19 protein-coding genes are annotated in these 22559 nt (G+C 64.9%); 10 read left to right on the top strand and 9 right to left on the bottom strand.

From position 1 onward, the window contains the following. Window positions 1-93: 93 nt before the first annotated feature. The 4 genes from ABDW49_RS19945 to ABDW49_RS19960 are packed head-to-tail and all read right to left on the bottom strand — an operon-like array spanning window position 94 to window position 4428. The gene (locus tag ABDW49_RS19945) at window positions 94-1089 is read right to left on the bottom strand and encodes an alpha/beta hydrolase (protein ID WP_343614598.1); all 996 of its coding nucleotides are present in this window, start codon (window positions 1087-1089) and stop codon (window positions 94-96) included. Next, window positions 1086-2315, bottom strand: a complete 1230-nt coding sequence (locus ABDW49_RS19950; RefSeq protein ID WP_343614600.1) for an LLM class flavin-dependent oxidoreductase — start codon at window positions 2313-2315, stop codon at window positions 1086-1088. The genes ABDW49_RS19945 and ABDW49_RS19950 overlap by 4 nt, the downstream gene beginning before the upstream one ends. Further along, window positions 2315-3139 carry a nitrilotriacetate monooxygenase gene (locus ABDW49_RS19955; protein WP_343614602.1) on the bottom strand — a complete coding sequence of 275 codons (825 nt, stop codon included), beginning with the start codon at window positions 3137-3139 and terminating at the stop codon, window positions 2315-2317. Before ABDW49_RS19955 ends, ABDW49_RS19950 begins: the two co-directional genes overlap by 1 nt. Continuing rightward, on the bottom strand, window positions 3136-4428 hold the full coding sequence (locus tag ABDW49_RS19960; protein ID WP_343614603.1) for a M24 family metallopeptidase: 1293 nt from the start codon (window positions 4426-4428) through the stop codon (window positions 3136-3138). The genes ABDW49_RS19955 and ABDW49_RS19960 overlap by 4 nt, the downstream gene beginning before the upstream one ends. Before the next feature lie 119 nt (window positions 4429-4547). On the opposite strand from ABDW49_RS19960, the gene ABDW49_RS19965 reads away from it, so the two are divergent. Further along, window positions 4548-5417 (top strand): alpha/beta fold hydrolase, encoded by an 870-nt coding sequence (locus ABDW49_RS19965; RefSeq protein WP_343614605.1) that lies wholly within the window; start codon window positions 4548-4550, stop codon window positions 5415-5417. Then, window positions 5417-6775, top strand: a complete 1359-nt coding sequence (locus ABDW49_RS19970; protein ID WP_343614607.1) for an MFS transporter — start codon at window positions 5417-5419, stop codon at window positions 6773-6775. Before ABDW49_RS19965 ends, ABDW49_RS19970 begins: the two co-directional genes overlap by 1 nt. Window positions 6776-6781: 6 nt before the next feature. Here the strand turns inward: ABDW49_RS19970 and ABDW49_RS19975 are convergent, their stop codons facing one another. Both ABDW49_RS19975 and ABDW49_RS19980 read right to left on the bottom strand, forming a co-directional pair. Further along, window positions 6782-7999 (bottom strand): alpha/beta hydrolase-fold protein, encoded by a 1218-nt coding sequence (locus tag ABDW49_RS19975; RefSeq protein ID WP_343614609.1) that lies wholly within the window; start codon window positions 7997-7999, stop codon window positions 6782-6784. A gap of 100 nt (window positions 8000-8099) precedes the next feature. After that, on the bottom strand, window positions 8100-9605 hold the full coding sequence (locus ABDW49_RS19980; protein ID WP_343614611.1) for an aldehyde dehydrogenase family protein: 1506 nt from the start codon (window positions 9603-9605) through the stop codon (window positions 8100-8102). A 258-nt stretch (window positions 9606-9863) separates the two neighbouring features. On the opposite strand from ABDW49_RS19980, the gene ABDW49_RS19985 reads away from it, so the two are divergent. The 8 genes from ABDW49_RS19985 (at window position 9864) to ABDW49_RS20020 (ending at window position 20370) form a co-directional block, all read left to right on the top strand. Then, entirely contained in the window at window positions 9864-11912 is a 2049-nt protein-coding gene (locus tag ABDW49_RS19985) for a hydantoinase/oxoprolinase family protein (RefSeq protein WP_343614613.1), read from the top strand. A gap of 13 nt (window positions 11913-11925) precedes the next feature. Further along, a complete protein-coding gene (locus ABDW49_RS19990) occupies window positions 11926-13803 on the top strand; it encodes a hydantoinase B/oxoprolinase family protein (protein ID WP_343614615.1) in 1878 nt (625 codons plus the stop codon). Between the two features lie 83 nt (window positions 13804-13886). Continuing rightward, window positions 13887-14747 (top strand): isocitrate lyase/PEP mutase family protein, encoded by an 861-nt coding sequence (locus tag ABDW49_RS19995; RefSeq protein ID WP_343614617.1) that lies wholly within the window; start codon window positions 13887-13889, stop codon window positions 14745-14747. A 5-nt stretch (window positions 14748-14752) separates the two neighbouring features. Then, complete coding sequence (locus tag ABDW49_RS20000; protein WP_343614619.1) at window positions 14753-15898, top strand: zinc-binding dehydrogenase; 1146 nt, start codon at window positions 14753-14755, stop codon at window positions 15896-15898. Between the two features lie 145 nt (window positions 15899-16043). Continuing rightward, the gene (locus ABDW49_RS20005) at window positions 16044-16829 is read left to right on the top strand and encodes an IclR family transcriptional regulator C-terminal domain-containing protein (protein WP_343614621.1); all 786 of its coding nucleotides are present in this window, start codon (window positions 16044-16046) and stop codon (window positions 16827-16829) included. A 237-nt stretch (window positions 16830-17066) separates the two neighbouring features. Then, the gene (locus ABDW49_RS20010; protein WP_343614623.1) at window positions 17067-18635 is read left to right on the top strand and encodes an FAD-binding oxidoreductase; all 1569 of its coding nucleotides are present in this window, start codon (window positions 17067-17069) and stop codon (window positions 18633-18635) included. Between the two features lie 114 nt (window positions 18636-18749). Beyond that, window positions 18750-19979 (top strand): class I SAM-dependent methyltransferase, encoded by a 1230-nt coding sequence (locus tag ABDW49_RS20015; RefSeq protein ID WP_343614625.1) that lies wholly within the window; start codon window positions 18750-18752, stop codon window positions 19977-19979. Between the two features lie 13 nt (window positions 19980-19992). Continuing rightward, a complete protein-coding gene (locus tag ABDW49_RS20020) occupies window positions 19993-20370 on the top strand; it encodes a hypothetical protein (protein WP_343614627.1) in 378 nt (125 codons plus the stop codon). 67 nt (window positions 20371-20437) lie between these two features. Here the strand turns inward: ABDW49_RS20020 and ABDW49_RS20025 are convergent, their stop codons facing one another. From ABDW49_RS20025 to ABDW49_RS20035, 3 genes are read right to left on the bottom strand one after another with little or no spacing between them, the layout of a single operon-like run. After that, a complete protein-coding gene (locus ABDW49_RS20025; RefSeq protein WP_343614629.1) occupies window positions 20438-20971 on the bottom strand; it encodes a VOC family protein in 534 nt (177 codons plus the stop codon). 5 nt (window positions 20972-20976) lie between these two features. Further along, window positions 20977-21666 (bottom strand): hypothetical protein, encoded by a 690-nt coding sequence (locus ABDW49_RS20030; protein WP_343614631.1) that lies wholly within the window; start codon window positions 21664-21666, stop codon window positions 20977-20979. Then, on the bottom strand, window positions 21663-22496 hold the full coding sequence (locus tag ABDW49_RS20035; protein WP_343614633.1) for an alpha/beta hydrolase: 834 nt from the start codon (window positions 22494-22496) through the stop codon (window positions 21663-21665). The genes ABDW49_RS20030 and ABDW49_RS20035 overlap by 4 nt, the downstream gene beginning before the upstream one ends. Between the last annotated feature and the right edge of the window lie 63 nt (window positions 22497-22559).

The following is a 22559-nucleotide window of genomic DNA, read 5'->3' on the forward strand; positions in this document are numbered from 1 at the left end:
GCGGACCGGGCAAAACGCAAAGGGCCGCGCGGACGATGCCCCGCGGCCCTTTGCCGCAGACAGACCGCTACCCGGGCGGCGGATTTAGCTGGCTTATGGTCTCGCGCGATGCGGTTCGCGCCAAGGATGCCGGTCGAGAAACGCCTTGAGGTCGCGGGTGAAGAGCTGCGGATCTTCCCACATCGGGAAATGGCCGAGCTGCGGATAGTTGACCACTTCGACCTGCGCATTGGGAAAGCGCTGCTTTGACGAATCCTCGCTTTGACTGATGACCGTATCGAGACCGCACCACTGGATCAGCACCGGCCCATGCACCGCCGCTGTTTCCCGCGCGACCAGGTCGGTCTTGAACAGCTCGACATTGGCGGCCAGCAGCGCCTGCTGGTTGCGGTAGGCGCCAGGCAGATTGTCGGCGTCGAAGATTGAATCGACCATCCAGTCCTTCGGCTCGAAACCGGGCGAGGTCGTATCCTTGAACACCTCGCGGAAAAAGGCGTGGCTGCGCCATTGCGGGGTTCTGGCTTTCTGCTCGGCGATCAGTTCCTGCATCCGCGCGCCGATCTTGCGCGTCTGGCTCGGCCGTTCGAGCGGCAGAATGGAAAAGGCCATGGCCGTGACATGGCCGGGATAGGCCCGGTTGTATTCCAGCGCGACATTGGCCCCGTTGCTGGTGGCAACCAGCGCAAAGCGGCTATAACCCAATTGGCGCATCAGGCCGTCCATCAGAGCGGCTGCGCGCGGGGTCGTATAAACTCCCGTGGGATCGGGACCAGAAAGCCCATAGGGCGGCCAGTCGAACCGCACCACGCGGTAGCTGCGCTTCAGACGCGGCACCACCAGATCCCACTGATGCAGATTGACGATCGACCCATGCAGCAGCACGACGACCGGTGCATGGCGCGGCCCTTCCTCGCGCACATGGATGGGGACGCCATCCACGGTGACGAAGCGCGAGGGCGGCGCGGCCCAGCGCGCCCGCACGGCGGCGACATCGGTGTTCACATTGGGCTGCTCGGCCGCAGGCGCCGCTGGCAACGGCCCAGTGATACCGGCCCCGGCCAGGGCGGCGGCAGCCAGCAGAGTCCTCACGCGGCCATATCCGCCGGCCAGCGCGGCAGGCCCATGGTCTCACGCAAGGTCTGGCCCGGATAGGCGCTGCGCAGCACGCCTGCCGCCTGGAGGATGGGCACCACCTCCTGCACGAAGAGTTCCAGCTCGCCCGGCATATAGGCCGGCTGCAGGGTGAAGCCATCGCAGGCCGCCGCATCCACCCAAGTGATCATCATCTCGGCCAGTTGGGCCGCCGTGCCGCGAAACACATTGTGTCCGCGCGGTGTGCGGACGTAGCCGGCGGCGAACTTGCCCAGCGACAGGCCGGTGGCCACCGGCTTTTCCAGCGCGCGGGCGATGTCCGCGCGCGGCAGGATGGTCTGGTCGAGGATCAGATCCTCGGGGATCGGGCCAGCAGGATCGCATGTCGTCAGATCAACGCCCAGACCTTCTGACAGATATTCAATGCACAAAGCCTCATCGGCCAGATCGAGCAGGGCCTGATCCTTGGCGATGGCCGCTTCCTCGCTTTCGGCCAGGATGAACGAAAGGCCTGGCATGATCCGTACCCCGTCCGGGTCGCGCCCGGCGGCGGTCACGCGCGCCCGCATGTCGTTGCGGAAAGCGATGCCGGCTTCCATCGTGGGTGCCGGACAGAAAATCGCCTCGGCGACGCGGGCGGCAAAGTCACGCCCATCCGCCGATTGCCCTGCCTGCACGAAGACCGGGCGTTGCTGGGGCGAGTTGCCCAGTTCGTGGTTCATCGCGCGCCAATGCTCCTGCGCTTCGGCCACCACCTGCGCCGCCATTCTGTAGCGCAGCGACTTTTCGGGAAGTTCCTCCTCGCCAAAGTTGAAGGCGGTGTCGGGATGAGCCGAGGTCACAATGTTCCACCCGGCCCGCCCGCCGCTGATCCGGTCCATGGTAGCAAAGCGCTGGGCCAGCCCCTCGGCAGACCAGTATGTGGTCGAAAGCGTGTTCACCAGCCCGATATGCTCGGTAACCGAAGCAATGGCCGAGAGCAACGCCATGGGGTCGAGCGTGGGCATGGCCAGCCGCTCGGGCGTGTGTCCCCCTGCCCCGCGCGACTGGATCTGGTCGCCAAAGACGATGGCGTCGAAGCAGCCGCGTTCCACCAATTGTCCCACGCGCTTGTAATAATCCATAGAGAACACGTCGGCGGGCTTCGCGTTTTCATGACGCCAGCCGCTGGGATAATGGCCGATACCCTGAAGGAAGGCCCACAAGTGCAGGGGACGGGGCATCAGGCGATCTCCTCTTGAGCGGCTTGGGTGGGCGCGGCCAGCTTCAGCCTTTCACGCAGCGTGCCGCCGGCGGCGGAGGGGGTAATAAGTCCAGCCAGGCGCTGGGCGACCAGCGGCAACTGGCCGAGCGCCGCGTCCACATCGACATGCACACCATCGATCCGCCCCTCGGCAAAGGCCTGTGCAATGGCGACACTGTCCAGATCCACACCGACGCGCAGCAGGCGCCGCGCGCCCTCCGGCGCGGCCTGATCCGCCTCCACGATCATCACATCGATGCCCGGCACGGCAAAGGGCGAGAGCGCATTGCACACCAGCAGCGGATGGCCCTGACGCGGGCGCATGGCATTCACCGGGCCCCGCGTCTTGTAATGGCTGCCGACATAATGGCTCGGGCGCACCTTGGTGGAATCGAGATAACGTCCGCTCTCCTTGTCGATGATGAGGCAATCGGCATCCCAGCCATCCCACAGGGCGCGCGTCGCCAGCACCATATCGGCGAGACGCTCGGCATCGCCATCTTCGGCCACCGGGCACCAGCCGAGCAGGCCGCCGGTCAGATAGTCGATCGCCGAGAGCGAGCGGGCGTGATGGAAGGGATGGCCAAGGCGCGTCGAGACCAGCGGCACCACGCCCATGCGGGTCAGGCGCGGGGCGGCCCAGGCGGCAATCACCTGCGCATCGAAGGGCAAGGCCTGGGGATGGCCCAGCACCAGCAGATCGACGCCCACCTCCTCGGCCAGAGGAAGGACCTTGGCGGCATAGGCCGGGTCGGCCATCGCCGCCTCGGACAGGCCGATGGAAAACATGAAATGTCTGGTCATACGATGATCACCGCTGGTGTGGAAATATGGATGGGCTCGCAACCATCGGCTGTGATGAGGACCAAATCCTCGCAATGGGCCGAGCCGCCGATGCCGGTGTCGAGCACCGGGCAATCGACCGAAATGACCATGCCCTCGCGCAGTTCGATGTCGGGCTTGCGCCAGAAACCGCCCGCATCCTGCCCTGGCTCATCGGTATGGGCCAAACCGCAGGAATGGGGGCCAAAGCCGATCGCCACATCATGGCCGCCACGCTTGAGGGCGTCCTGACCGAGCGCGACGATCTGGCTGAAACGCAGGCCCGGCCGCAACGCCTCGCGCACCGCCTGCCAGGCAAAGGCAGCGGCATCAGCGGCCCGCGCCGCTGCGCCCGTGGGTTCGCCGACGAACACCGTGCGGGCAAAATCGCCATGATAGCCCTGAAACTGGCTCACCGCGTCGAGAAACAGCGCCTGCCCGTCGGCGATGGTGTAGGGGCAGCTTTCCGAGGAGGAACGGTCGACATTGAGGAAGACGGCGGTGTTGCCCCGGCTGGCGGTTTCCCGTTTGAAGAGCGCGTGAAGGTCACGATAGGTCGCCCCGGCCCGCACGCCCTGCGCCACGGCGGCCAGCGCCTGCGCATTGGCCTGCGCCGCGCGCGCCATCAGCGCCTGTTCCAGAGGCGACTTGATGAGGCGGATTTCGCGCAGCGCGTTTTCGGCATGGACCGCTTCGCCCGGATGATCGTGGCGGGCCAGCACCACCGGCACCACGCCATCGTCCCACCCCACCCGGCCACCCCATGCCCCGCAGGCCTTGAGCGCGGCAACCAGCGCGCCGCCCGCGTTGCGATAGGCCGCCCGCTCTTTCAGCGAAGCGGCGCTGGTGGCCAGACGATGCGCTTCGAGCGGCGAGAGCGGAGCGAGGCCGCGATCGGGACACATCGGCACATCGCCGTTCTGGCCCAGGTCGCCGGTGTCGGTCAGATCGTCATACAGCCAGACATCGCGCGGCTGCGCGCGCCCATCGGCAAAGGTGTAATAGTGCAGGAAACGGCTGGTCACCAGCAGCGGTTGCTCGGGATGGCGACGCGAGAGAATGGCGAAAGTGCCCGGTGGCTGACCGATCCGGGTGCGGGCAATCTGCGGCCAGTGGCCCAGCGCATGAAAGACATTCACCGGCTGTCCCATCACGATGGCATCGAGATCCCACCGCTCCATCACCGCCATCGCCTCGGCCATGTTCATCGGGCCGGACAGGTTCAGCGCATCGAGGAGCGCCGCGTCGTCTTGGGGCTGGGGCAACATCATGGCCGTGACAGCAGCACGACCGGGCTGGCGGCGAACGTCCCTCGTGGCAACTTATCCGCCTGCTGGATAAGATCAGCGCGGCACGGCGCTTGGCGGCAGGGGAGCGTAGCCTGCCGTCCATGACATCCATCCACGCAACCGGGATCACACGCGAATTTGTCACGCTGGAGGAAGGGCAGATGCATCTGCGCCGCCTGCCGGGTAAGGCGGGCGTGCCGCTCGTCCTGCTCCATGCCTCACCGGCTTCGGGCAGCTTCATGCAGGGGTTGATGAATGCCTTGCGCGCGGCTGGCCATAAAAGCGCCATTCTGGCACCCGACACGCTGGGCAATGGCGACAGCGCCGCGCCCGCCCCCGACCATCCCGACATTGCCTATTTCGCCCACAGTGTGCTGCGCATGCTCGACGCTCTGGAGATCGAGGTGGTCGATCTCTATGGCTCGCATACAGGGGCACGGATCGCCTGCGAGTTTGCCGCCGCCTATCCAGGCCGCTGCCGCCGTCTGGTGCTTGACGGCATCACCGAATATTCCGACGAGATGCGGGCCGCCGTCGTGGCCAATTATGCCCCGCGCGTCGAACCCGACGCCTATGGCCGCCATCTCATCTGGGCCTTCAACTTCTGCCGCGATCAGGCGCTGTTCTTCCCCCATTTCATGCAGGATGCCGAGCATCGCCTGGCCGTGCCCATGCCCTCGCCCGAGGTGCTGCACCGCATCACGCTCGACGTGCTGAAAAACTGGGACACCTATTCCAAGCCCTATATCGCCGCCTTCGAATATCCCACCTTCGCGCGGATGGCGCAGGTTGCGGCCCCTACCCTGCTGCTCAAGCCCGAAACCGAACTGGCACTCCTCAACGCCTCGGTTGCGCGGGCCATGGCGGTGCTGCCGCAGGGCGCGGAGCAGGCCGTGCCCCCCGGCGACACCGCCAAGGCGCAAGCCATGGCCGCATTCCTTGTTCAACCCCCTGCTGACCGGAATCCGTGATGAGCGCGCAACGGCTATCGATGAAGATCTGTCTGGGCTTTGGATTGGGCACGGTGGGCGTGTCCATCATGCTCAACGCCGTGACAGCCTATTACCCCGCCTTCATGAGCACGGTTCTGGGCCAGTCGCCCGAAGTTGCCGGCTATCTGATGATGGGTGCCAAGCTATATGACGCCTTCGTCGACATTCTCATCGGCAACATGAGCGACCGTAGCCGCAGCGCCTGGGGCCGCCGCCGCCCCTTCATGCTGCTGGGCGCCATTCTGGCGGCGGCCAGCTTCCTGATGCTGTTCGCACCCCCAGCGCTCAGTTCCAGCGCGCTCATTGCCTATATGATCGCGGCGCAGATCCTTTATTCCACGGCCTATTCCCTCTTTGCCGTGCCCTATATGGCGCTGCCCGCGGAACTGACCGACCGCTTTGCCGAGCGGACCCGGCTCATCTCCTACCGGACGGTGTTTGTGTCCATCGGCCAGATGCTGGCGACAGCGGGCACGGCAGCAGTCATCAAGGCGGGCGGCGCGGGCGGCTCGGCCTATGCGATGATGGGCGTGGTGATGGCGCTTGTCATCTTCGGCACGATGACAGGCACCGTGCTGGCCGTTCCGGCCACCCATGCGCAAAAGGATGAGAAAAGCCCGGCACAGAAGGTGCCATTTGGCCGCCAGGTGCGCCTCATCACGCGCAACCGGCCCTATATGCTGCTGCTGGGCGCCAAGGTGTTCCAGTTCCTGGCCTTTGCCAGCATGGGTTCGACCGGGCTGCTCTATCTGCTCAATGTGTTGAACCTTGGCTATTCCGGCCAGATCACGCTGACCGCCACCTCGAATGTCGCCACGGCTCTTTCCATGCCGCTCTGGGTGTGGATGGGCGCGCGCATCGGCAAGCATCGCACCTATCTGGTGGGCGTGCTGGTGTTCTGCGCAACGGCGCTGAGCTGGCTGGCCGTAGGCCGGGGGGTGAGTGAGGGGCAGATCATCGTGCGCGGCATTTTTGCCGGGGTTGGGTCAGGTTCGCTGATCCTGATGTCGATTTCGATGCTGGGCGACACCATGGCCTATGACCGGCTGATCACCGGCATGGCACGCGAGGGGCTGCTCTCCTCGGCCGTGGCGGTGGTGGAAAAGGCCAGCTTTGCGCTCGGTGTGGCCATTTTGGGCCTCTGCCTGCGCGCGGCGCATTACATTCCCACCACCGGCGGCAGACTGGTCGAACAGCCCCATAGCGCGATGACCGCGCTGACGCTGGGCTATACCGCAGTGCCTGCGCTGCTCTTCATCGCCAATGGCGTCTTCATCTGGCTCTATGATCTGGACGAAGGGAAGATGGCCGCCACCCGCGCAAGGCTGGCGGCCTGATTGTGCTCAACGCGGCCTGACAGGCTGGAAGAGCATAGGGGCGAACTCGTTCAGATAATCGCGCCAGTTGATCCAGGTATGGCCGCCGCCACTTTCGCGATAGATATGGCGGATGCGGTAGCGGTCAAGCACGGCGACTGTGGGCGCAGCAGAAGGATAGAGGCCATCCTCGCGCCCCATGCCGAAATAGACCAGATGCACGGAGCGCGCCGCAGCCTTGAGCGCATCGTCATGGGCGGCGGCGAAATCGTCGGTGGCCTTGGCGCTCACCCCCGTCTGGCTGCCAACGCCCATGCCCATCGAGAAGATGCCGAGCCAGTGGAACGTGTCGGGCCGCGTCAGACCTTCGCGGATGGTGTGCGAGCCGCCCATGGACAGGCCCGCCATCGCCCGCGCCTCGGCGGTGGGGACGGTGCGATAGGTGCCGTCGATCAGCGGGATGAGATCCCGCGTCAGGTCCGCGCCGAATCCCGCCGCGTGAAAATCGGTCGCGCGGTCGGCATCGGGGAGGTGGCCATCGGGCATCACCACGATCATCGGCCGTGCCTCGCCCGAGGCGATCAGCCGGTCGAGAATCTGGTTGGCATGGCCGATGCTGACCCAGCTATCGTCATTATCGCCCGAACCATGGACGAGATAGAGCACCGGATAGCGCGCGGCGGCGCCCTTTTCATAGCCCGGTGGGGTGTAGACATGAGCCCGCCGGCGCACCTTGAGCGACTTTGACCAATAATCTACCGTGGCCACTGCGCCATGGGGAATGGTCGCGTCCCATGCCTGAAAGGTCGCGCCGGGCACCTCGACCACCGCTTCGATGCCATAGCGTGTCTGCGAGAAGGACCGGGCATAAGGATCGACGGTGCGCACCCCATCGACGCGGAAGCCATAGCGATAGGGCCCGGGCGCCACAGGGCCAGTTGTCGTGCCGCTCCACAAACCGCTGGCATCGCGGGTCAGGACCAAGCCCATCGGCGTGCCTGCCGGAAAGCCCTGGGGGATCACCGGCGCGGCATCGGGGCTGGTGGCCAGCACTTCCCTCGCCTCTGGCGCGCAGAGGCGGAACGTCAGGCGATGATCGGGCAGCACCTCGACCGAGCGGACCGGCGGCGGAAGCGGCGTGTACCACGGCTTCAGGCAGGTGCCGCCCTGGGCCACGACAGGGCCGCCCGACATAAGCGCGCCCGTTGCAAGCAGAAAGGCTGAAACACGTAGATGGACCGGCATGGCTTTCTCCCTTTGCACAGGCAAGAAAGCTGAACCGGCGGCGGGCGAGCGCAACTTTCACCCGCCCCTTATCCGACCAGCGGTGAGTGGTCCCTCGCCCTCACACCACGGCGCAGAGCGTCTTCCATTCCAGATAATTGTCCATCGCCTGCTTGCCGCTGTCACGCCCCCAGCCCGAAGCCTTGACCCCGCCGATGGGCAGGCAGGCATCATACATGGCGTGGCAGTTGATCCATACCGTGCCGGCGCGAATGTCGCTCGACAGGCGGTGGGCGTGGCTCAGGCTCTGGGTCCAGACGCTGGCGGCAAGCCCATACTGGGTGCTGTTGGCAGCCGCGACCACCTCCTCCACATCGTCATAGGCCTGCGCCACCAGCACCGGGCCAAAGACCTCCTCGCGCACGATCTCGAAGTCGGGCTTCACATCGACCACCACGGTGGGCGCAATGAAGGTGCCCACCTCACCCGACCGTTCGCCGCCAGCCAGCATGGTGGCACCCTGCGCCTTGGCCCGGTTCAGGAAACCTTCCACCCGCTCGGCATGGCGGGCCGAGACGACCGGGCCCATCTGCGTGTCAGGCAGCAGGCCATGCCCGAGCTTGATGCTCCTGGCGTAATTGGCCACGCCCTCGACCACCTGATCGTGGATCGAGCGATGGACATAAAGACGGCTGCCCGCGATGCACACCTGCCCCGCGTTGAAGAAGATGGCATTGGCCACGCCCGGAATGGCAAGGTCGAGATCGGCATCGGGCAGGACGATGCTGGGTGATTTGCCGCCCAGCTCCAGCGTAACCCGCTTGAAATTGGTCTTGGCCGCATCGAGAATGGCCCGGCCCGTGGCGGTGGACCCAGTGAAGGCCACCTTGTCCACGCCCGGATGGTTGGCGAGCGCTGCCCCCGTTTGCGAACCCAGCCCTGTCACCACGTTGAGCACGCCGGCGGGCAGCCCCGCCTGCGCCATCAGTTCGGCAAGGCGCAGGGCAGTAAGGCTGGTGTCCTCGGCAGGCTTGAGCACGAGCGTGCAGCCTGCCGCGAGCGCCGGGGCCAGCTTCATCGCGGTGAGCACAAGGGGCGAGTTCCACGGCACGATGGCCGCCACCACGCCTACGGCCTCGCGCACTGTCCAGCTGCGCATCTGCTTGCCGGCGGGCTGGTAATTGATCGAGCTTTCGAGCGTGTTGCCCTCGATCGCCATCGCCTGGCCCGCAAAGAAGCGGAACTGGTTGATGGCGCCCGGGATCTCCGCCCAGCGCCCGACATAGAGCGGCTTGCCCTGGTCGAGCGTTTCCAGCTCGGCCAGTTCGTCGATATTTGCTTCGAGCAGGTCGGCGATGGCCCAGAGGATACGCGCCCGCTCCACCGGCACGGTGGCGCGCCAGCCCGGCAGGGCGGCCTGCGCCGCAGCCACCGCAGCATCCACATCCTGCACGCTGGCATCGGCGATCAGCGCCGTCTGCGTGCCCGTGGCCGGATCAAGCGTGGGCAGTGTGCGGCCACCTTGCGCGGCCTGCCACCGCCCGCCGATAAACAATCCCTCGCCGCCGCCACGCCGGGCCAGAAACTCGCGCGAGTCGTTGCGCAGCGTGTTCATATCAAGGGCCATCGGTTCGTTCTCCATCTGCGGCGCGCGGCGCCTCGCTGCTGAAACTGGCGCGCATGGGCCGGACTGACCACTCAGCGCCACCAAAAATTCGGCTGGCGGATATTCCGCCGCCTGCCTCAAGCCAAGTGCCGGCTTTCGGTTACGCATGGCCCGATCGGCATCGCCGTTTATGGAATATCATTATACCAAATCCCATCGCTGCGCTACGGCGGATCTGCCCGATGCCCGATTCATGGAACCAAGGAAGCTGGGGACTATATGACCTACCGATTGGGTGTAGACGTTGGAGGCACCTTCACCGACCTCCTGCTTTTCGACCAGACCAGCGGCAATTTCTGGCGCCACAAGACCCCTTCGACCCCGCATGACAGTTCCGAGGGCATCCTTAATGGCGTAACGGCAATCTGCAACAAGGCAGGCGTCACCCCGGCCGATGTGGAATTCTTCCTGCATGGCACCACCGTGGCGACCAATGCCGTGCTGGAAGGCAAGGGTGCGCGCGTCGGCCTCATCACCAGCAAAGGCTATCGCCAGATCATGCAGATCGCCCGCAGCTTCGTGCCGGGCGGCCTTGCCGGCTGGATCGTCTGGCCCAAGCCCGAGCCGTTGGCTGCGCTGGAAGACACCCATGAAGTCTCCGGGCGCATGGATGCCCAGGGCAACGAGATCGCCGCGATCGACGAGGCCGAGATCCGTGAGGCGCTCACTGCCTTGCGCGACAGCGGCGTGGAAGCGCTGACGGTCAGCCTGATCAACGCCTATCTCAACGGCGCACATGAGAAGCGCGTGGGCGAACTGGCCGCGCAGATCATGCCTGGCATTCCCATCTCGCTCAGCCATGAAGTCCTGCCCGAGATGCAGGAGTATGAACGCACCCTCACCACCGTGGCCAATGCCAGCGTGCGCCCGGTGGTGGGCAAATATGTCCGCAATCTGCGCAGTCGCCTGCGCGAGGGCGGCATGGCCGGATCACTGAGCCTGTTGCGTTCCGACGGCGGGTTGATGTCCTCTGAGAAGTCGGAAGAACATCCCGTCAGCCTGCTGATGAGCGGCCCGGCGGGCGGCGTCACCGGCGCAATCTGGGTAGGCCGCAACGCGGGGATCAAAAACATCCTTACGCTCGATGTCGGGGGCACGAGCACCGATGTGGCGCTGATCGAGAACCTTGAGGCGCGCCGCCAGCGCACCACTGAGGTCGGCCATCTTCAGGTGCGCGCCTCGGCGCTCGATGTGAAAACCGTCGGGGCGGGCGGCGGCTCGATCGCCTATGTGCCCGAACTGACCAGGGCGCTGCGGGTCGGCCCCCAGTCGGCAGGCGCGGTGCCGGGGCCTGTCGCCTATGGCAAGGGCGGCACGCTGCCCACGGTGACGGACGCCAACGTGGTGCTGGGCTATCTGCCAGAGAACCTGCTGGGCGGCACCTTCCAACTCGACCGCGAAGGTGCGAAACAGGCGGTGCAGACCATCGCCGATGCGCTGGGCATTGGTCTCATGGAAGCGGCGCGCGGCATCATCGACATCGTCAACGAAAACATGTTCGGCGCGCTGCGCATGATTTCCGTCCAGCAGGGCTATGACCCGCGTGATTTCGCGGTGATGGGCTTTGGCGGGGCCGGGCCGCTTCATGTCAATGCCGTTGCCAAGCTGATGGGCTCCTGGCCCGCCGTTTCGCCGGTCTCGCCGGGCGTGCTGTGTGCGCTGGGCGATGCCACCACCCGCATGCGCACCGAAACCGCACGCAGCTTCTCGCGCCGCGTGAGCGACACCGATGAGGACAGCGTCATCGCCGTGCTGGAGGAGATGGCTGCCCAGACCCGCAGGGAACTGCTGGCCGAGGGTGTGGCCGAGAGCGACATCATCTCGGTCTTCGAACTCGATGTGCGCTATGAGGGGCAGGCCTTCGAAGTGCCGCTCTCGATCGACCCGGAAACGCTGCGCAAGGATGGGCTGAAGGGCGTCACTGCCCGCTTCGATGCCGAACACCACCGCCTTTTCACCTTCAACATGGACAGCGCGCATGAACTGGTGAACCTGCGCGCGGTTGCCATGGGCCCGGCGCTCGAACTGGCCGCCCCGGCGCTGGAGCAGGGCGACGGCAATCCGCAGGCCGCCAAGATCCGTGACCACCAGCTCTGGGACAAGGACCGCATGGTCCCGGCCGTCATCTATGATCGCGCGAGATTGCGCGCCGGCGACATCATCCCCGGTCCGGCCATTGTCACCGAGATGGATTCGACCACGCTGATCGAGGCCAATTGCGTCGGCACGGTCGATCATGTCGGCAACATCCTGATCAACCTCGCCTGAAGGGAGCACCATCATGCCCGCACAGATCATCCAGGCGAATGAAACGCCTTTCGCCCCCGTCGCCGTCGATCCGGTCACGCTCGACATCATCGAGAACGCGCTGCGCAACGCCCGCATCGAAATGGACGCCACGCTGGTGCGCACCGCCATGTCGCCGGGCATCCGCGAGCAGGGCGACGCCTTCCCGCTGATCGCCGACCACAAGGGCCGCATGGTCGTCGGCCAGTTCGGCAGCTACATCGGGCCGTTCCTCGAAGGCTATGAGGGCACGGTGGAAGAAGGCGACATGATCTTCCTCTCCGACCCCTATTCGGTGGGCGGCGCGATCAGCCATTGCAACGACTGGCTGGTGCTGCTCCCCGTGTTCAGGGACGGGCGCCTGATCGCCTACACCTCGATGTTCGGCCATCAGAGCGACATCGGCGGCATGGTGCCGGGCTCCATGCCCATCCACGCCACCTCCATCTTTCAGGAAGGCGTGCGTATTCCGCCGGTCAAGATCTGGAAGAAGGGTGTCTATAACGAAGACCTCATCAAGCTGGTGATGCATCAGTCGCGCACGCCCAACTGGTGCAAGGCCGATCTGAACGCACTGATCGCCTCCTGCCGCGTCGCCGCACACCGCATCGAGGAAATGGCCGAGCGGTTTGGCGACGACATGTTCGTGGCCGCCACCGAACTCTTGCTGGAGCGCAACCACCGCGCGATGCAGCAACTGATCAATAGCTCCATCGGCGAGGAGAAGGTCAGCTTCGAGGATTATATCTGCGATGATGGCCTGGGCTATGGCCCCTACAAGATCAAATGCACGATGTGGCGCGAGAACGGCCGCGTGGTGCTCGATTTCGACGGGACCGATCCGCAGTCGCAGGCCTCGATCAACATGCTGCTCAACGAGAACATGATGCGCATGTTCTTTGGCATTTACATGATCATGATCTTCGACCCGCAGATCCTGTTCAACGATGGCTACTACGACCTGATCGATGTGCGCATCCCGGAAGGCTCGCTGCTGAAACCCCGCTTCCCCGCCGCGCTGTCGGGCCGCACCCATGTGCTGGGCCGCCTCTTCGACATTCTTGGCGGTTTGCTGGGCCAGAAGACGCCCGAGTTCCTCAATGCCGCCGGCTTCTCCTCCTCGCCGCATCTGTTCTACGCGGGCACGGACAGGAAGGGCCAGTGGTTCCAGCTCTTCCAGATCGGCTTTGGCGGCATTCCGGGCCGTCCACTGGGCGACGGGCCGGATGGCCACTCGCTGTTCCCCGGCTTCACCAACGTGCCCAACGAGTTCCTCGAACGCTATTTCCCGCTGGTGATCGAACGCTATGAAACCGTGGCCGACAGCGGCGGCCCGGGTCTGCATCGCGGCGGCAACGGCATCGAGATGGTCTATCGCTTCCTCGAGGACGGCGTGATCGCCATCCATGACGACCGCTGGTTCGTGCCGCCATGGGGCGTCAATGGCGGGTTGCCGGGCGCCCGCGCGCGCAAGGTGCTGGTCAAGGCCGACGGCACCGAGATCGTCGTGGGCAACAAGCTGGAGGATTATCCCGTCGAGGCCGGCGACAAGCTGCACTTCATCACCTGGGGAGGCGGCGGCTGGGGTGACCCGCTGGAGCGCGACCCTGCTCTGCTGGCCAGGGAACTGAAGCAGGGTCTGGTGACGGTCGAAGGCGCGCGCCGCTATGGCGTGGTGCTGATGGATGGAACGGTGGATGCCGCTGCCACCGATGCGCTGCGCGCCCGGATGCGTGCCGAGCGCGGCCCGATCGACACGTTCAACTTCGGCCGCGACCTTGAAACCCTGCGCGCCAATTGCCTGGCCGAAACCGGCCTGCCCGCGCCCATCGCTCCGCGCTGGGCCGCCCCTCTGGCGCAGGCGGCCGAGTAAAGCTTCGACGGAGCCCGTCGAACACCTCAGGCCCCCGGCGATCAACCTGCCGGGGGCTCTTTTCCCCGCAAGGACACATTTTCATGGCCAATCCCATCCTTCGCCAGAAGCTTGCCAGCGGCAAATTCTTCGTCGTGCCCGGCATTCAGGACATGATCGCCGCCGTCATCGCCAACAAGGTCGGCTTCGACATCGTCTATGGCACCGGCTATTGGCTCACCGCCAGCGCCTGGGGGCTGCCGGACGCAGGCATCGCCACCTATACCGAGATGAAGAACCGCATGGAGACGCTGGTGCGCACCAGCAACAGCGCGGTGATCGCCGATGGCGACACCGGCTATGGTGGCCTGCTCAACGTCCACCACACGGTCAAGGGCTATGAGGCGGCGGGTGTTACCAGCATCCAGATCGAGGATCAGGAATTCCCCAAGAAATGCGGCCATACGCCCTTCCGCCGGGTGATCCCGGTCGAGGATATGGTCGAGAAGATCAAGGTCGCCGTCGCCGCGCGCGAAAACGAGGATTTTCTGGTCATCGCCCGCAGCGACGCGCGCCAGAGCGAGGGCTTCGATGCCACGATGCGCCGCATGGAGGCCTATGACAAGGCCGGCGCCCATGTGCTCTTCCCCGAGGCGCTGGAAAGCGAGGAGGAAATGGCCAAGGCCTGCGCCGCCTTTGACAAGCCGCTGATGGCGAACATGGCCAATGGCGGATCAACGCCCATTCCGCTGGCGCCGGTGCTCGAAGAGATCGGCTATGCCTATGCGATCTATCCCTCGCTTACCTCGCTGGTGGCGGCCACCGCTATGGAAAAGGCGCTGCGGGACCTCAAGGACCATGGCATCGGCGAGCCCGAGGGCATCTTCAATTTCAAGGAATTCTGCTCACTGATCGGTTTTGACGAAGTGTGGGACTTCGAGAAGCAATGGGCAAAGGGCGCCTGACCGCCATGGCCATCAGCAACCCTTCCCCTGGCAACAGCCGCGACATCGCCGCAGCCGTCCTCACGCAGAGCGGCGGCCACAGCGCGCCCTATGCCACCAGCCATCCGCTGGAGATCAGGACGCTGCAACTGGCCGATCCTAAGCCTGGCGAGGTGCTGGTGCGGATCGATGCGGCAGGCCTGTGTCACTCGGATCTTTCGGTCATCAACGGCGACCGTCAGCGGCCCATGCCCATGGCGCTGGGCCATGAAGCCGCAGCAACCGTGCTGGCGCTGGGCGATCCGGAAGAAGCGGGGCTGGCCGTGGGCGACCGGGCGGTGCTGGTTTTCCTGCCCAGTTGCGGGCAGTGCCCCACCTGCCAGTCGGGCGAAGGCTATCTGTGTGCCAATGGCGCGGCGGCCAACGGCAAGGGCGAATTGATGCGCGGCGGCACGCGACTGTCCTGCCAGGGCGAGCATGTTCATCACCATCTGGGTGTCTCGGCCTTTGCGACGCAGGCGGTGGTGGACCGGCGCAGTCTGGTCAAGGTTGATGCCGAAATTCCGCCCGAAACTGCCGCGCTCTTTGGCTGCGCGGTGCTGACGGGCGTCGGCGCGGTGATGAACACGGCCGGCGTGCGCCCTGGTGAAAGCGTGTTGATCTATGGGCTGGGCGGCGTCGGTCTGGCTGCCTTGCTCGGTGCGCTGGCGGCGGGTGCACAGCCCGTGCATGCCGTGGATCCCAGCCCGGAGAAACGCGCGCTGGCGCTGGAACTGGGGGCTGCCATTGCCGTCGCGCCGGGTGATGAAGGCGGTGTGCCCGCCACCGATGTGGTGGTGGAGACCGTTGGCAAGGCCGCCGTTCTGGCGCAGGCCTACAAGGCGGCGCGCCGGGGCGGACGGATCGTCACGGTAGGTCTGCCCAATCCGGCCGAGTCGCTGGAGATCAACGCGCTGTCGCTGGTGGCCGACGGCAAGACGCTGATGGGCAGCTATATGGGCTCCTCCATCCCGTCGCGCGATATTCCGCGCTACATTGCCCTTTGGCGGGCGGGACGGCTTCCGGTCGAGCGCCTGCTCACGTCCAAGGGATCGCTCGAGGAAATCAACGAATTGATGGATCGACTGGCTTCTGGAACGGCAATACGGCAGGTTATTTTACCAGATTGGTGAGCGATTTGGTCCTTTCGTCGTCGGTTCCCGACAGGTGGCTACGTTATTTGACGTATCCGCCTGTCGGATAAACTAGCCCGTGTTTCGGAAAAATGACAATCTCCTGACACTCTGCATGAGTCGCGTGCAGCGAGGGAGACTGGCTATGGAAAAAGGCGTTCCGATTCGTTCGATCACAAGGTCCATTGCGGCGCTCAAGGCGATCAACCGCCATGGGTCGCTCTCGATGATGGAAATCGCCAAGGCCTCGGAAGTCCCCTATCCCACCGCCTGCCGCATCGTGCAGACGCTGCTCTATGAAGGGCTGATCGAGCAGGAACCGGCCCGCAAGCGCTATCGCGCCACGGCCATGGTGCAGACGCTGGCCACCGGCTTCCAGCATGATGACGAGTTGGTGCGGATCGCCCGCCCGCATATCGTCGCCCTCACCAAGAAGGTGGGCTGGCCGCTCTCGATCGCCATCCGCGTCGGGCGCGACATGATGCTGCGCGACAGCACCCATGCCAATTCCTCGCTGACCTTCGAGCAATATTACCCTGGCTTCACCCTGCCGATCCTCGACAGCGCCTCGGGCAAGGTGTCGATGGCCTATGCGCCCGATGAGGAGCGCGAGATGATCCTGCGCTTCATGCGCGTCTCGCAGGACATCGACCTCAACTATATGGCCACCGCCGAGGTAAGCCTCGATGTCGAGCGCATCCGCGCCCAGGGTTATGCCGTGCAGGGCCGCAACCATCACAATCTGACGCCGGGCAAGACCTCCTCGATCGCCGTGCCGATCTTCCGCAATGGTCATTACGAGGCCGCCATGACCCTGGCCTTCTTCGTCGCGGCCATGAAGCTTTCCACCGCCCTCGAGCGCTACCTGCCCGATCTTCAGGCCACCGCTGCTGCCATCAGCCACGATCTCTCCAACGGCGTCATGCAATGACACACGCCCGGGACAGCATGGGCCTCCCGGGCCTTCGCGCCACAGACCATCATGCACAAACGCGCCATCAGCCCCTTGGTCGTCAGATAAGCGTCCGGGCCTGCCCGTAGAGCGGATAGAACCGATCTCCATTCTCGAAGATGGCCGCCAAGGCAGGCAGCGAACTCGAAAGGCATAGTTTGACATGGACCGCCGCCGACCCGGTTGCCATCCGGGGGCGCCAAGGAACAGATGAGAATGGATTCGAGCCTCACCACCGCCTCTTCGGAAACGCTGCTGGCCGATCTGCACGCCGCCCTGCCGGCCGGAAGCCTGCTGACCAGCGAGGCGGATATCGCTTTTGGCGCGAATGATGTCTATCGCACCGGCGGCCTGCCACTGGCCGTCGCGCGGCCCCAGTCCGTAGCCGGAGTGCAGGCCCTGGTCCGTCTGTGCAGTGCGGCGGGTGTTGCCATCGTGCCGCGCGGCGGCGGCGCCTCCTACACCGATGGCTATCTGCACAAGCCGGGCGGCCATGTGCTTATCGATACCTCCGGGCTCGACAGCATCAATATCGACGAGGCCAATGCAGTGGTCACAGTCGGCGCAGGAGTCACCTGGGCAAGGCTCAAGGCCGAACTGGACCAGCGCGGCCTGCGCACGCCTTTCTGGGGACCCTTCTCGGGGATCGCCGCCACCATTGGTGGCAGCGCCAGCCAGAACACGCTGAGTCATGGCAGCAGCGCGCATGGCATTTCGGCCCAGTCGATCCTGGGCATGGAGGTGGTGCTGGCCTCCGGCGACATACTGAACACCAGCGCGGCGGAGGCCATGCGCTTCTATGGGCCTGATCTGACCGGCCTTTTCACCGGCGATTGCGGCACGCTGGGCATCAAGGTCTCCTTGCGCCTGCCGTTGATCAACCTGATGCCCGACGCCGAGACGCTCTCGTTTGCCTTCGATGATTTCGCGGCCTGTCATACGGCGGTCCGCAAGGCCCAGCTGGCGCGGCTCGATGATTCCTATTTCGGGCTCGATCTGGCGTTGTCCCAGGGACAGATCGGACGCCATGAGGGCATGGGCGCACGCCTGCGCATTGCCATCGAAGTACTCAAAAAGGCGCCGAACAAACTCAAGGGCCTGATGCAGGTGCTCAACATGGCGCTGGCCGGCGAGAACCCGATGCGTTCAGGCGCCTATATGTGCCATTTCATCGTCGAGGGCTTTGACCCGAAGGATGCCGCCCACAAGGCCCAGCACCTGCGCCAGATCATCAGTCCCCATGGCCGCGAGATCGCCAATTCAATCCCCACCTTTGTGCGCTCCATGCCCTTTGCGCCGCTCACCAACATACTGGGGCCTTCGGGCGAACGCTGGGTGCCCCTCCATGGGGTTTTGAGCCATCAGCAGGTGCTGCCCTTCCATGAGGCTTTCCAGCGGTTGATCGCCAGCTGGCAGGCGCGGATGGACAAGCATGGCATCTGGATCGGCACAATGTTCTCGCCGGTCGGCTCCTCGGGCTTTCTCTATGAGGTGGCGCTGTACTGGCCCGACGCGCGCACGCCCTATCATCTGACTGTGCTGGGCCCGGAACAGATCGCCAAATTGCCCGATTACCCCGCCAATCCCGCCGCCCGGGCCGCAACCGACGAGCTCAAGACGGAAATCGTGGCCCTGATGCAGGATCATGGTGCGGGTCATTTCCAGATCGGCCGTGCCTATCCTTATCAGACGCGCCTTTCGCAGCCCGCGCGGGAGTTGCTGGGCGCGATGAAGCGGCAGCTTGATCCGCAAGGTATCATGAACCCGGGCGCGCTGGGGTTTTGACCAAGGAGTGCTTCATGTCGCTTTATCCGTCTGGCGGATAAAGCGACACCACGCTTTCGGTCCCTTCGCGACCGGCACCATGATAAACGATTATTGCATAGTGGAGTCGCGCCAATGCTCAACACCTTCCAGCAAGCGAGCCATCCTGTCCTGCCCAAAGCCACGGCCGATGAGCATGCGCGGCAGGAGTTCGCCAAAAGCTTCAAGGGCTTCATCCAGTCCAGCCTGCTGCCCGGCCTGTTCCCGGTCTTCCATGGCCGCGTGTCGAAGACCTTTGAAAAGGCTCATGGCAGACCGCCGCAGGACCGGCGCGATATTCGCACCGGCATGGTCGATGACCTCTATTTCCAGCATTATGCCGCCGCCAACCGTATCGCGCAGGAGCTTTTGTGGGAATCGGTCAATGTCTCGGTTGACCGCCAGTTGCCCGCGCTCAATGCCAAGGCGGCGGAACTTTCGGCTGCCAGCAAGGCCCAGCTTGTCATTCCCGAGGGTTTCGAGCCACCCCGCTATGTTACGGCGCTCGACATTCACTGCATGCCCGGCGGCTATTGCAGCGAGGTCTGCGAGTGCGACATCTCCGTCGGCGCGCTCTACGACCGGGGCGTCTTCCTCTATGCCATGGGCTACACAGGGCCGGACAATGACGACATGGGCCGCTCGGTGGTCAATTATCTCAAGCGCCGCATGCCCGATTTCCAGCCCCGCCGCATTCTCGACATGGGCTGCACCGTGGGCCACTCTACCCTGCCCTACAAGGAACTGTTCCCCGAGGCAGAGGTCTGGGGCATCGATGTCGGCGGGCCGGTTGTGCGCTATGCCCATGCACGCGCGGCGGGCATGGGGCTGGAGGTCAACTTCGCTCAGATGAATGCGGAAGAGACCACCTTCCCCGATGGCCATTTCGACCTCGTCGTCAGCCATATCCTGCTGCATGAAACCAGCGGCAAGGCCATGCCCAAAATCTTCGGCGAAGCCCATCGCCTGCTGGCGCCCGGCGGGCTGATGATCCACGCCGACCTGCCACCCTTCGATCTGATGGACCCCTTCACCCAGTTCATCCTCGACAATGAGACTTGGTACAACAATGAGCCCTTCTGGGGCGCGATGCGTGATATGGATCAGATCGACCTGGCCGAGCGCGCCGGTTTCGACCGCGCGACGGTGAAATTCGACACCGCGCCCATGGCAGTGATGGAATTTGCCGCTGCTGCCGAAGGCTACAGCCAGGAAGCCTCCGAAGCGGTGGCCGAGCGCGAGTTTACCGCCGGCGAATTTGCCCCGGGCGGCGGCTGGGAAGTGCTGATCGCCCGCAAGGCCGACGCACAGGCCAAAGCGGCGTAAGAGGACCAGGACAATGACCCCCGACATCATCGACCGCCCCGCCGACTACCCGCATGTCGTCAAGGACGCCAAGGGCAAGCGGCCCCATTTCTATGAAGCGCCCGGCCTCGATCAGGCGATGAGCATGATCATGGTGCTGGCCAGCGAACTGGCGACGTTGCGCGATCGGCAGGACAGCGCCGAGCGCGTCGCCAAGGCTCATGGCATCGACCTTGCGGCGGGCATCGAGACGCTGGAACTGGATCAGGCCGCGCTGGAAGAGCGCGAAGCTCGCCGCCAGGGCTTCCTTGATCGCCTGTTCTATCTGGCCCGCAAGGATGCCAGCGAAGCCGGCAAGACCGAAACCACCGAGGGCTACAACGCCACCATTCACGATATCGCCCAGCAGTAAACCTGCCGGAAGGCATGAACCCCGCACCGGCCCCACGCCGGTGCGGGGTTTTTGCTGCAGCTGTCTCTCAGGCGCCCTCCCTGCCGGTGCGCTCCTGCTCGGCGGGGTTGGTCTCGACCAGATTCAACAAAACGCCGTTAGGGTCGCGCAGACAGACCTCGCGCTGGGCGCGATGCGGCATCACGAAAACCTGCGGATCAGGCGACCAGATTGCCCCTGTCGCCCGGAGTGCCGCGAGAGTCTCATCCATATCCTGCACGTAGAACACCAAAGCCACCTCACCGATGCGCGCGGGCCCGCGCGAGACCGGCGCCGTCAGAGGCTCGAGCTTCGGATCGATGACAAACAGCCCGATCATGCCGAAATTTGGCCCGCCGCTCTTGACGATGCGCACCGCCAGGGGGCCATGGCTGCGAAAACCCAGGATCCGGCTGGCCGAAGCATGGGTCAGCACGCCCTCGTAGTAAACCTCGGTAAAGCCCAGAGCCGCATAGAAGCGCGCTGACCGCTCCATGTCGCGCACGAAAATCGTGGCGCGAATCAGCGAAGATACCGGGCGGGGAAGGCTCTGCTCCTCGGGCGGAAAGGGGGAAGTCTGCACGCTCATCATATCACTTTCGTTTCATCATGCAGGTCGACAAGTTCATAGGAATGCCCGGTCAGCGACCATGTCATCGCCAGGAAAACCCCGTCGCCCTGCCTGACCCAGAGGTCGGCGGCGGGCCAGTCATCGCGCCAGCGCAGGCGGTAATGCCACGAGGCAAAGCGTCCGGCGGCCACGCTGCGATCCACCGGCCCCATATAGGCCGCCTCTATCACCATGGCCTGTGCCGGTCCCTCGCTCTCGCCGTCGGGCGAAACGGCATTGGTGACGGCAGGAATGGGCAGGAAGCGACCGGGCTCATGCTGGCCCCGTTCATGGACGATCAAGGCGTCGCCCATGAGCGGATGCAGCCCCAGATAGGGCAATCTTCCGGTCGTGGAGATGCGTTGCGGCGCAAGCGCCATCCCGTCGCGCAACGCGCCGACATGCACTGCGGTGTCTTCGATCCGGAAGGCCATCGCGTGTTGCCGCCCGTCGGCATGCCACAGACGGCAAGCGCCATCACGCGGCCGCCAGCTTTCGTCCATCGCCAGGGACACCTCCCGCCAAAGCCCTGCATCGGCAAGTTCGCACCAGGCGCGCAGCAAATGGCCGCCGGGCAGGGTCAACAGTTCAAAGGTCTCATGACCGATGTCCTGTCCCTGCGCATCGCGATAGGCGATTCGCCCCGCAACGCTCTGTGCCGCGATCATGCCGGTACGCCCCTCAGGAAGTCCGCAATGGCCGCCGCCCATGCTTCGGGCGCCTCGTCACAGATGTCGATCCCGCCGCCGACGATTTCCGCCCAGGCAAAATCGGGGCGCAGGGCAAGGGCGGCCTGCGCACTGGCGTGTGTCATGTCGCCCGTGTTGGTCAGCAGCAGGCAGGGCACGGCGATACGCGGCAGGCTCTGTTCATGACGATAGGCAAAGGCGGCGGCATGCCCCCACCAGTAGGTGCCCTGACGATAGGCCTGCATCGCCTGCACCACATAATCGGTGATGCGATCGGGCGGTACGCGCCCTTGTGACAACTCCTCGCGCAGCGAGGCGACGTCCGCCAGATGCGCGCCGCCCGGCAAGGCGGCGAAGGCCATTTCCTTCGCGAGCAGACGTTCGCCCAGACGGGCGCGCTCGTCATCGGGCAGTAGCATGGGCCCGTGAAGGATCAGGGCCTGCGTCCTTTCAGGATGGGCAAGCGCGAATTCGGTCGCCACCGCCGCCCCGGTGTGATGGCCCGCCACCGCCGCGCGCTCCAGCATCAGGGCATCGAGCACCGGTGCCACGCAGCGCGCGTAATCGGCAATTGTGGGCGGCCCTGCGGGCGGATGGGAAAGGCCGAAGCCGGGCATGTCGATGGCAATCGGCCGCAGGCCCGCCGCCATGAGCGGAGCGAAGACCGCATCAAACTGCCCTGCGGCCATGATCGCCTGATGCAGCAGCACCAGCGGCCTGCCGTGCGGGGCGACATGGACATGGATCTGCCCAAAGGGTCCATCGACATAGCGGCGCTTCATCACCATCCCTGCGGTGTCCTGGCTCATCCCGATCATCTGGCTCACCACTCCGGTTCGCTCCGGGGCGATTATCTTCAGATTGAAGGGCAC

The sequence above is a fragment of the Novosphingobium sp. genome (assembly GCF_039595395.1).
GTDB lineage: Bacteria > Pseudomonadota > Alphaproteobacteria > Sphingomonadales > Sphingomonadaceae > Novosphingobium.